This is a genomic window from Polaromonas sp. P1_H6, from assembly GCF_056405195.1.
Map to the genome: position 1 here is coordinate 16,294 of NZ_JBFUCN010000040.1, position 12,384 is coordinate 28,677.

The window sequence follows — 12,384 nt, forward strand, 5'->3', positions numbered from 1 at the left end:
CTTGCTAGTGTGTCCTGGGAGAAGAAATGCGTGATTACTGGTTAACTAAAGAATTGCTGCAAGCAGCAGGCATCGGTTTTGTATTGTTTGCCTTAACCAGCATCGGGCTGGCGCTTTGGCTACCCAAGAGGTGGTGGGGAAAGCTGCTAGCGGTGTTGGCCGTGGCGTTTGTGATTGCCATACCGTTGTACAAAGCCAGCCAGGAAAACCACCAGCAACAGGTGGCGATGGATGACTACAAACAGCGGCTTGCCAAGGCACAGGCCTTGTTTGAAGAGCGATGCAAAACATCCGGCGAGAAAATTATCCGGACGGTAGACGATGTAGAGGGTATTTTCGTAATGAAACTTCGAACTGAGGCAGTCAACTATGAAGACCAGTTCAAGCTAGATGACCCCTATGGCTATGTAGGTAATGGCGAGGACTATTTGAGGCTGTTCATTCGTGGACGGTCGAAGATTCCAACCATTATTGGTCACATAGTCCCTTCTGAGCAAATAGTGACCTACAAGTTTGTAGAGGTGGCGAACGAAAACGACACCGGCTTCTATCGGTACACAACGGTTATGGGGAAAGACGTCAGCGAACGTATTACCCGTAATGGCGGTGGCGTCGTTCCTCTTTCAAAAATTTCAGTGCCTGTTCGCACTGCACGCTACGGAATTACATGGGATGACATCTCCACCCCGACAGACCGGGATAGTTGGATCGCAGGCAGTTCTCAAAAGATCGTTGATCTACAAACAAATGAAGTTATTGCAGAGCGCGTCGGGTATATGTTTGATAGGGCTCTAGGTGATAAGACTGGGGGGAGGTCGCCATGGTCTTACGCGCGTCAAAACAGTTGCCCAAAATTAGACGAGAAAACCTTCTATTTTTTTGACCGAGTTATTAAGCCAGCACAAGGAGCGAAAAAATGAGCGGCGATATCACTACATATCTGAAATATGCAAACCTGCAAATGGCAGCCGAGGCTTTTTTCGATCTTCCAAGTCCTGAGGGTGTGAAAGGTCAGCTCATATACGGCAACAACCGCTCAAGCAAATTCACGGCAACCCAAGCCGATCAGTTCATCGAAGACGGCTGGACGGTGGTGGACCATAAATCAAACACCAGCACAGGTTTCAGCGGAACCCTCTTCAAGAACACCCGGACGAACGAACTCGTCCTGAGCTTCCGCTCCACGGAATTCATAGACGACGGGGCGCGGGACAACCAGGCTACCAACGGGATGGAGATACGCCCCTTTGGCTGGGCCTTCGGACAAATATCGGACATGCAGAGCTGGGTTGATGGGCTGCTCGACGGCAACAAGATCAATCTGCAGCAGACCTTGACTGTCACCGGTTATTCCCTCGGTGGCCATTTGGCGACAGCCTTTGATCTCCTATACCCCAATGCCGCGACGTCTATCTACACATTCAATGGCGCCGGAGTAGGCCTCCTTAATAACAGTATCAGTCTTGGCTCAGTCATCAGTGCTTTCGACCAACGCCGTAGCACTGGCAGTAACGCCGACCTGTTCACCGACGCATCCGTGCGAGATTTCTACGATTCCTACAAAAGCATTGTCAGCTATGTGAATGGCGTGGTAACGCTCGAGGTCATCGATTCAGCTTTGTTGCAGGCGAAGACACTGACCACACAGCTGTCTCCAAATACAGCTGGCTATGGTGAGGCCGCGCTTCTGGTCAAGGCCCTGCAGCGCAGTAGAGACATCGCTTTTGAAGCTGCGCGGGTAACCAACCTGTCCAGTGGGGACGGCAAGAATGCTGTTGGCGTGACACTGGACAACATTGAAGCCATTGGCCTGGACTATCAGTTGGCCGTGCTCAAAGCCGGTGAAAAAACCTCGAGTTATGGTGACGAAGATGCAGTACGTAAGGCCTTTGGCGGCCTCTCCCGGACCACGGACAACCGGGCCAACGTATTTGATTTGTATGGTGCCACCACCCCATCCATGGTGTCCAATTCTCAACGCCATTTGGGTATTAGTAAACCGATATGGATTGAAGACCAACCGCTCCTTCGCGGTAGCGCTGCCGCAGCCGTTTATAGCGAAAGCTCATTTGCCAATGGCGTCAAGCTTCTGGTGCCCAACTTTTCTGCCAACGACTTTGGCGACACCCACAGCCTGGTCTTGCTTGTCGATTCATTGAACGTGCAGAACACGCTGGCTCAAATGGCCCCCAGCCTCGATGACGCGACGTTAAAAAATGTCTTTAACTCCGCTAGTAACGCCAAAGTGGAAACCGGTTTTATTAGTAATGTCGGTACAAACAATCAGGGCAAGGCCGATGGCGACACTTTGGAAAGAGTTGTTAACGCCTTAGCTGACATGTTGGGCATGGGATGGAAAGACAGCGAAAGGCTCAAAGGGAGCCTGGAAGGCAATACGTGGGCGCTGACAACTGGTCCAACTGGCTATAGCGGAAGAACCAAGTTTTATGAAAAACTTAAGGCGATTACGGACACCTCAACATATCAAGCGCTGCTTGGAAAAGCCACCATTGTTCCTATTAGCCAGGTGACTGATGCGCAGACTAATTTTGCAAGCTTTCTTGCCCTCAACGCGCTGAGTCCTTTTGTCCTCCAAACCACCGATGCCACCGCGATTGCCAAACTCAAGCAGGCCAACGAAAGCTTAGCGCAGTCTTGGGAAGCCGATGCGCAACTGTCACCATCTCAGAAAGCCGCAGGCCTCAGCACCTTCACAACGGACTGGTATTCCGACCGGGCAGATATGCTCAGATGGAGCGTCGTTCGTAACACCGGTAATCTTGAGGAACTTCGCAGTCCAGGTATTTTCCAAGCCGTCGCCTACAGCGATGCCGCCACCTCAACCCTATTTAGTGTGGCCAATACCAATGCTAGCGCCCAAGCCGTGCTTGAAGCCAAACGGGTTATTTTTGGGGGAAGCGATGCCGAGGAACTTTCGGGTGCGGGAAAGGATGACCATATATATGGCGGAGGTGGCAATGACTTCATCTATGGCAAGGGTGGAGCCGACTACCTCGAAGGGAACGCAGGTGACGACACTCTGAATGGTGACAATGACAATGACATCCTGGTGGGGGGCACGGGCTATGACACCTATAGATTCTCAGGTAATTTCGGCAAAGATACGATCATCGATAGCGATGGTCGTGGCACTCTTAGTATCGACGGAATTTCTCTGAGTGGTGGTAGAGCCAACGTGCACGGTACGTGGGCCGAAGAGCTCTCCTCTGGCCAGATCATTCAATACCAGGTAGTTGACAACACCGCGTCAACGACGGGTAAACAACTTGTTATTAGCAAGCAAGGCGACATTACTAACACCGTCACGGTGAACAATTTTGATCTGTCGCAAGCTTTTACCTCCGCCGGGTATTTAGGAATAAAACTTGATCCAAATCCGAGAATTGCAGTCACGGATGGAACGGGATCTAACCTCTGGTCCGACCTGGGTTTCGTCATCACCAGCCTGCTGGGCAAGCTGTCAAATATTCTCCAGGGGGGCGGAAGGCAATTTACCACTTACCTGGATATGCCGGCCAAGGCAGGCGAGACGGTCACTTTGAATCTGGTCGGAATTTCTGACAAATTCAAGGTAATTCTGGGCGATAGGGTTGTTAATGCCGATGGGGCGGTTATTACTTTGGCCGAGGGGCAAACAGATGTGTCTTTTGCACTTGTTCAGGAGGGTGACGTCGCAAATGACGTCTCGGGTAGCCTAAGCGTAAGTTATCAGGGAGAAGGGCGGAGCGCCACTTCCAATGTCTGGGCCATAAACCTCACGGACATCGGTGAAACCACCAAAACTTTCCTCGGCGACCAACATGGCCGCTTCCTCGGCAGCACGGTCGAAAACGGGGTCACCCTTGACTACTACGCGAGCACCGAGTGGGCGGCGGACGGCCAGGTGATCGATGGCGAAGCGGAGGAAGACTTCAACGATGTGATCGCGGGCAGCACCGGCAACGACAAGATAAGCGGGAAGGGCGGAAATGATGCATTGGACGGCGGCGCCGGCAACGACGAGATCAACGGCGACGCTGGCGATGATGTGATCATCGGCGGTGCGGGCAGCGACACGCTGAACGGCGGCGACGGCAATGACTTTATTTTTGGTGCCGGGGACCTGATGGCACCGCAAACGGTGCGGACGCACGGTTGGAGCCCGACGCTGGCCAATGTAGGCGTGGCCGGAACATCGGATGACGCGTCCGATGTGATTGACGCTGGCGACGGCAACGACGTGGTGTTTGCCGGCCGCGGCGGTGACCGTATTGAAGGCGGTGCGGGCAACGACCAGCTCTGGGGTTTGGCAGGCGATGACATTATTGAAGGCGGGTCGGGTGACGATGCGCTGTATGGGGATGGAGTCAATGCGTCTGGGAGCCATGCCACTACTTTGGCTAATGATCACGGTAACGACTTTCTGGATGGCGGGGATGGCAATGACGTCATTCTGGGATATGGAAAAGACGATTCGTTGTTTGGCGGTGCCGGCAACGATTCTTTGTGGGGCGACGCCTTTGCATCGCAGTTAGCTGGCGAATACCACGGCAATGATTACCTCGACGGAGAAGATGGCGACGATCATCTTTGGGGCAATGGCGGCAAGGACACGCTCTATGGCGGGGATGGAAACGATGAACTTCAGGGCGATGCCTCGGAATCAGCGCTCGCCGGTCAATACCATGGTGACGATTACCTGGACGGGGAAGGCGGCGACGACCATCTCTGGGGCGATGGAGGCAATGACACCCTCTATGGCGGAGATGGCGACGACATGTTGTCTGGCGACGCCGGGGGATCAGAGCTTGCCGGTGAATACCATGGTGACGACTATGTAGATGGCGGAGAAGGCAACGACTTCTTGTGGGGCGGCGGGGGTTCGGATACCTTGATCGGCGGAGCGGGGAACGACGAAATTTATGCGGACACAGGCGGCCTGATAGGAAATGCCAACTACCTGGCCGGGCAATACCACGGAGATGACTACATCGACGCCGGGGATGGCGACGACTATGCCGAAGGCAATGGTGGAAACGACAGCCTGAAGGGCGGCAATGGCGCCGACCAGTTGTGGGGCGACGCCGCGCTGCCCAAGCTGGACGGAGAGTTTCACGGAACTGATTTTCTGGATGGAGGCGCCGGCGACGACCAGTTGGTAGGGGGAGGGAAAAGCGATACCTTATATGGCGGAACGGGCAATGACCTTCTATGGGGTGACGACTCCGGCGAAGAGGGCGACGATAACCATATCCCCGGAAATTTCCATGGCGACGACTACCTCGATGGCGGAGAAGGGGATGACCAGCTGCAGGGTGATGGTGGGGACGACACCCTGATCGGTGGCAGCGGAAAAGACAAGCTTTTTGGCGATGACATTGAAAGCCGCCTGGAGGGTGAGTTTCACGGGGAGGATTACCTGGAGGGCGGGGACGGAGACGATTACGCTGAGGGTGGCGGTAACGACGACACGATTCTTGGCGGTAAAGGCGACGACATACTCTGGGGCGATGCCCTCGAGAGCAAGATCAGCCTTGAACTTCACGGCGATGACTACCTCGATGGCGGTGAAGGCGCGGACAAGCTCTACGGCGGTGGCGGCGATGACATCCTGCTCGGCGGTGACGGCGACGACACCCTGTATGGAGAGGCGGGCGACGACCACCTCGAAGGCGGCGCCGGCGACGACATCCTGATGGGTGGTGACGGCGACGACACCCTGATCGACACCGAAGGCAACAACACCTTCGACGGCGGGGTGGGCGATGACAGCATCACCGTGGGTGACATGGACAACAACCTGCAGGGGGGCGAGGGCAACGACACCCTCATAGCCGGAGACGGGGATAACACCCTCGACGGTGGCTCGGGAGCCGACCAGCTCACGGCGGGCGACGGCGACAACACCATGAACGGCGATGAGGGCAACGACACCATCACCTCAGGCTCGGGCAACGATACCCTGAACGGCGGTGAAGGTAACGATTCACTCTCCGCCGGTGACGGCAACAATACCTTGAGTGGCGATGAGGGCAACGACACCATCACCTCGGGCTCGGGCAACGACTCCCTGAACGGCGGTGAAGGTAACGATTCACTCTCCGCCGGCGACGGCAACAATGCCTTGAGTGGCGATGGGGGCAATGACACCATTACCTCGGGCTCGGGCAACGACGCCCTGAATGGCGGTGAAGGTAACGATGTGCTCACAGCCGGAGACGGCAACAACACCGTGCAGGGCGGCGACGGCAACGACAGCCTGACCTCAGGCGCGGGCACCGACAATCTGAGTGGTGGCAACGGCAACGACACGCTGCATGCGGGTGGCGGCAATGACGTGCTGAGCGGCGGTAACGGCGACGACATGGTGTATGGCGACGGCGGCGATGACCTGCTGTACGCCAGCCGCGGCAATGACACGCTGGCCGGTGGTGACGGGTTGGACACGTATGTGCTCGGCTACGGTGCCGACCGCAATACCGTAGTCGATGACTCCGCCGAAGGCTCCATCATCAAGCTGGGTGCCGCGGGCATGAAGTTTGAAGACCTGACCGCCGTGCGCCGCGCCAATGACCTGGTGGTCGAGGTGCGAGGCACCTCGGCATCCATGCGCATCAAGGACTATTACGCCTCCACCCAGACGTCGTGGGTGTTTGAGGACGCGCAGGGCAACACCACCACGGGTGAGGCGCTCGTAGCGGCCAGCCAGACCGATTGGGCCCAACTGCAGGCAAACCTGCTCAAGGATTTCCAGTCCAGCTCATTTGGTTCGATTTCACGGGGTTACTCCGACGGCGGGTACACGCAGCGGGTGGACGGCTCGTGGTTCCGGGCCGACAGTTACGCCGTGGACATTTCCAAAACCTATGGCAAGAGGACGGAGTATTTCAAGAACCTCTCGGGTGTCACGTCTTCCTACGTTTCTGTTGAGGGATGGGACGGGGACCTGCCGTCGCAGCGAGCCACGGACACAACTGCCATGATCACTTTCCAAACGAACGTGGTTGCCAGCGGCACCGATACGCTTCAGGCCTACAACTACTCCTCCAGCTTCCAAAACGCATGGAGCGCGGTGCACTGGACAAAAGACTCCAGCAGCCACTTTGGATCGGAGTGGCAAGCTGAGTACGGGACCGATGGGTCTGGTTCGGTGAGCCTTAACGGCTACACGCGGGTTGACGTCGATACAGACTACTACACAGGTACAACCAATCAGTTGACCTTCCAGGACCCAGGACCAGCCGCACAAGCCGGCAACCTGCCGGGCTATGTTGCGGTCGACTTCCTGCACCAGCAATTCGCCTACAACCTTGGCCCTTCGATACTGGCCGACGGTGACCAGACGGTATCGGCCGACGGCTACTCAGCCGTGATAGGCGGCATCGGCAACAACACCATTTATGGGGCCGGCTTTGCCTATGGTGGTACCGGTAATGCGCAGTTGATAGGCGGTGGAACGCTGATGGCCGGTACTGGCGATCAGTACCTGGAGAATGGGCGCATCATGGTGGTCGGGGACGGCCACGATACGGTGGTGGGTGGTGGCCAAATTCTGGTCAATCCCGATAACCTGGGCATAGATCTCATAGGCCAGGACTTCGACTGGGAGAACGACAACGCTAGCCATGGTCAATCCGAGGTGATCGATGCGATTTACCAGGCGATGGGATATGGAGATTGGGCGCGGATGTACCAGCACGGCGGAAAATTCAATCTTGTTTTTGGTGAAGGCTATGGAAAATATTACGATTCCATAGAGGATGCGCGCGCAGCCTTCGTTCCCAGCGAATATTGGCCGACGTTCGACATTGCAATGGCGGACCCCTACACGAGGTGGAGTTATGTGGAGCCTTTGACGGTGCTGTACAAAACGCCGTACACCCGTGTGGAAGATGAGTTGGTGGCCAGCGACTACTATGACTCGCATCCTCTGGCGGTCACCATGCTGACGGCGAACGATTTCGCGGTGCTGCAGCCGCTGCTGGATGACAGTGTGATTTCTGCGAGTGTCATCACCTTCGGCCCCGGGCTTGTGCTGGCGGACTTGACCCTGTCCTGGGGGGAGGCTGTCGCGCCTCTTGACGGTGTCACGCACGTCACGCTCGACATCCTGTGGGGACCGGACCAAGGCATACGCATCCTGATGCCGCGCAGCGGCGATGCGCTGAACAGCGTGGCGCAGCAGTTTGAATTCGCCGACGGCTCGGTCAGCACCCTGCTGGACCTGATCGCCCTGGCGCCGCCCGCGCCGGACTTTGACACTGGCTACTCGCGGATTTTTTCGGGTATGGGCGAGCAGAGCGTGGATGCGGCCGACGTGGCGGGCATTCGCGCGGCGGTCGCTTCCGCCGGCGAGCTCAAGGTCGAGAGCGATGGCGTGGACCTGCTGATCTCGATCATTGGCAGCAGCGGCGACAGCCTGCGAATCAGCGGCTGGTATGCCGACTCCGGCGCTATGCCGCAGGCCATTTTGTTCACCTCAGGCGGCGCGGTGCTTTCCGCGGCCGCAATGACCAGCCAGGGCTTGCTCAAGGATGGCAGCGCCGGTGACATGGATCTTTATGGCGTGCCCGGCTTTTCCACCACCTTTATCGCCGGGCCGAATACCCGTATGACGGGCAATTCGGGCATGGACATCTATGTCTATAACCCGGGCAGCGGCGAGGTGCACATCACCGACCCGGGCGGCGGCGCCGTGCGCTTTGGCAGCGGTGTTAGCGCCGCGGCCACCTTGGGCCTGGGCGAAGGCTCACTGCTGATCAAGCTGGCCGGCCAGGGCGAAATCATCCACCTGGAAAACTTCGACCCCAACGACGCAGAAAACTTCTCAAGCGTACTGGATCTCCAGTTTGCCGACGGCAGTGTGCTGAACCTGCAGGACCTTATCGGCCAGGGCTTCGACCTGTCGGGCACCTCCGATGCCGACACCATGACCGGCACAAGCGTGACCGATCGCATGCTCGCCGGCGCGGGCGACGATGTGCTGCAAGGCGGCCGGGGCGACGACACGCTGGGAGGCGGGGCCGGCAGCGATGTCTACCTCTTCAGCCGCGGCGACGGCCTGGATACGGTCAATGAAGACGATTCAACGGCCGGCAATGTCGACACCATCCGCTTTGACGACACCGTCAGCGTGGCGGACGTCAGGGTCAGCCGCGAAGGCCTCAACCTTTACCTGAGCATGGACGGCAGCACGGACCGCATCGAGATCAGCAACTGGTTTGCCGACGGCGCCGACACGGTGGAACAGGTCGAGTTCGCCGACGGAACGGTGTGGAACAAGGCGGACCTGGAAGCCAGGTTGCCGACGCTCATCACCGGAACCGAAGGGGATGAGGAACTGAACGGCTCTGATGCCTTCGAGATCCTTGACGGCCAGGCCGGCAATGACTTGCTGAGCGGCGGTGCGGGCAATGACGTCTACCTGTTCAAGCGTGGTGACGGCCAGGACATCATCGATGAGTATGACGAGACCCTGGGCAACATCGACGCCATTCGCTTTGACAGCGGCATTTCAGCGGCCGATGTTCGGGTCACGCGTGATTCCTATGGGCATCTGTTCCTGGGCATAGACGGCACCCAGGATCGCATCCAGCTCAGTTCCTGGTTCGAAAGCGAGGCCTACCAGGTCGAGCGTGTTCTGTTTGCCGACGGTACGGTGTGGAAACAGGAAGACCTGGCTGCCATGGCCCAGTTTGGCCCCTCTGAAGGCAGCGACTACCTGGAAGGAACTGAGGACGGTGAGTTCCTGCTGGGCTTGGGCGGCGCCGACGAGCTGTACGGCCTGGGTGGCAACGACATCATCGCGGGCGGCAGCGGTAACGACGCCTTGTACGGCGGGCAGGGCGATGACCTCCTGGACAGCGGGACTGGCGACGACTGGTTGAACGATGAGGGCGGCAATGACGTATACCTGTATAGCCGAGGCGACGGCTCGGACCGCATCGATGACTACGATGAAACGAGCGGCAATGTCGACACCTTGCGCTTCTACGACGGCACGATTTCCGCCTCCGACATCAAGGTCACCCGAAACGTTGAGGACTTGTACCTGGACATCGCCGGCACAAGCGACAGGATCACCCTCGGCGGCTGGTTCATAGGCGGGGGCAGCAGCCAGATAGAGCAGATCGAGTTTTACGACGGCACCGTGTGGAACGCCGCCATGCTTGAAAGCCTGGTGGTGTTGGGCGATGCCAGCGAAAGCAGCGACGAGCTGGTGGGCACGTCCGGCGACGACACGATCAACGGCCTGGACGGTGACGACGATCTGATGGGCGTCGGCGGCGACGACACGTTGGATGGCGGCGCCGGCAATGACTACCTGACTGGCGGCGCGGGTAGCGACGTCTACCTCTTTGGCCGCGGCTCAGGCGTGGACCTGATCGGCGAGTTCAACGAAACCGCGGGCGGTATCGATACCCTGCGCTTTGACAGCACTGTAGAAGTGGCTGATATCACGGTCACACGTGATGAAGCCGGCACACTGACTTTGAGCATCAACGGCACGGACGATAAGGTGCAATTCAACAACTGGTTTGCCGACAATACCGATCAATTCAAACAGGTGGAGCGGGTTGAGTTCGCCGACGGCACCGTGTGGGACCAGCAGGCCTTGGCGGCCGCCGTGTCAACCGTAGTCACCCCGACAGTCCTGGGTACAGCCGGAGACGACACACTGGGAGGCACAAGCGCAGCGGACGTGTTTGACGGGCAAGCCGGCAACGACCTGCTGGACGGAGGCGAAGGTAACGATGTCTACCTCTATAAACGCGGAGACGGTTCGGACACCATCCGCGAATACGATTCACTGGCCGGTAACGTTGATACCGTACGTTTCGACAGTTCGGTGACGGCGTCGGACGTCAAGGTGACCCGCGACGGCTCTCATCTGTACCTGAATATCAAGGGAAGCTCGGACCGAATCACGCTGCAATATTGGTTTGACACCGGCAACAACAATGCCTTCAAGATCGAGCAGGTCCAATTTTCCGACGGCACGGTGTGGGGCACCTCGGCCCTGGCAGCAATGGCGGTATTTGCGGGCACGGCGGGTGATGATGTCCTGATGGGATCCATGCTTGGCGACGTGTTTGACGGTGGCACCGGCAACGATGCGCTCTATGGCAATGGAGGCAACGACGTGTACCTCTACCAGCGTGGGGACGGCTCGGACTCCATTGGGGAGTCCGATGACACCGTGGGCAATATCGACACCCTTCGCTTCGGCGATGCGGTGCTGGCGAGCGATGTCAAGGTCACCCGTGATGCCTGGCATCTCTATCTGCATATCGAGGGAAGCTCTGATGTGATCACGGTCAGGAACTGGTTCTTTGATGAGAGATACCGGATTGAGCAAATCGAGTTTGCCGACGGCACGGTGTGGGACAAGGCCCAGGTGACAGCCTTGGTGGCGGCTGCCGTGCTTGCCGGCACCAGCGGCGACGATTATCTGTGGGGAACCGCGGATGTTGAGACGATGGAGGGTGGGACCGGAAACGACACGCTTCGCGGAGAAGGCGGTAACGACGTGTACCTCTACAAACGGGGCGACGGCACGGACACCATCACGGACCACGATGTGTCGGCCGGCAATATCGACACGGTCCGCTTCGACGGGTCCGTGGCGGTGGCGGACATCAATGTGACTCGGGACCAAGCCAATCTGTACCTGAACATAACAGGCACGACGGACCGTATCATCCTGAGCAACTGGTTTGACGGCGATGCCGACAAGGTCGAGCGTGTCGAGTTCGCAGACGGTACGGTATGGAACCAGAGCGACTTGCTGGACTTGAGCATTGTTCGCGGCACGGCGGGAGACGACTCTCTCTCGGGCACCGGAGGTGACGACATACTGCAGGGGCAAGGCGGCAACGACTTGCTGGACGGCGGTCTTGGCAACGACGTCTACCTCTACAAACGCGGGGACGGCTCGGACACCATCAGCGATTACGATTCCCTGACCGGCAACGTTGACACCGTGCGTTTCGACAGTTCGGTGGCTGCTGCGGATATCAGGGTAACCCGTGATAACAATCATCTGTACCTGAACATCAACGGTACCTCGGACCGGATCACGCTGCGATACTGGTTTGACGGCAACAACAACAACGCCTTCAAAATCGAGCAGGTCCAGCTTGCCGATGGCACTGTGTGGGATACCTCTGCCCTGGCCGCGATGGCGGTGTTTAGCGGGACGGCGGGCGATGATCTCGTGATGGGGTCGATCCTTGGCGACGTGATCGATGGCGGCGCCGGCAACGACACGCTCAACGGCAATATCGGCAATGACGTGTACCTGTACAAGCGCGGGGATGGCTCGGACTTCATTACCGAATACGACACCACGGTTGGCAACATCGATACCCTCCGCTTCGACAG

General features: G+C 57.9%; 2 protein-coding genes. Both read left to right on the plus strand.

Annotated features, from left to right (window positions below; all coding sequences use genetic code 11):
- Nucleotides 1-26 precede the first annotated feature (26 nt).
- Nucleotides 27-920 (plus strand): hypothetical protein, encoded by an 894-nt coding sequence (locus tag AC1D1F_RS23170; protein ID WP_477678376.1) that lies wholly within the window; start codon nucleotides 27-29, stop codon nucleotides 918-920.
- Nucleotides 917-12,384 (plus strand): calcium-binding protein (locus AC1D1F_RS23175; RefSeq protein ID WP_477700854.1); only part of this gene is annotated, 11,468 nt, incomplete at its 3' end. The genes AC1D1F_RS23170 and AC1D1F_RS23175, both read left to right, overlap by 4 nt.

Bases quoted from the DNA above. Each gene is read 5' to 3' on its own strand.
- AC1D1F_RS23170 (WP_477678376.1), top strand. From the start codon at position 27: ATGCGTGATTACTGGTTAACTAAAGAATTGCTGCAAGCAGCAGGCATC.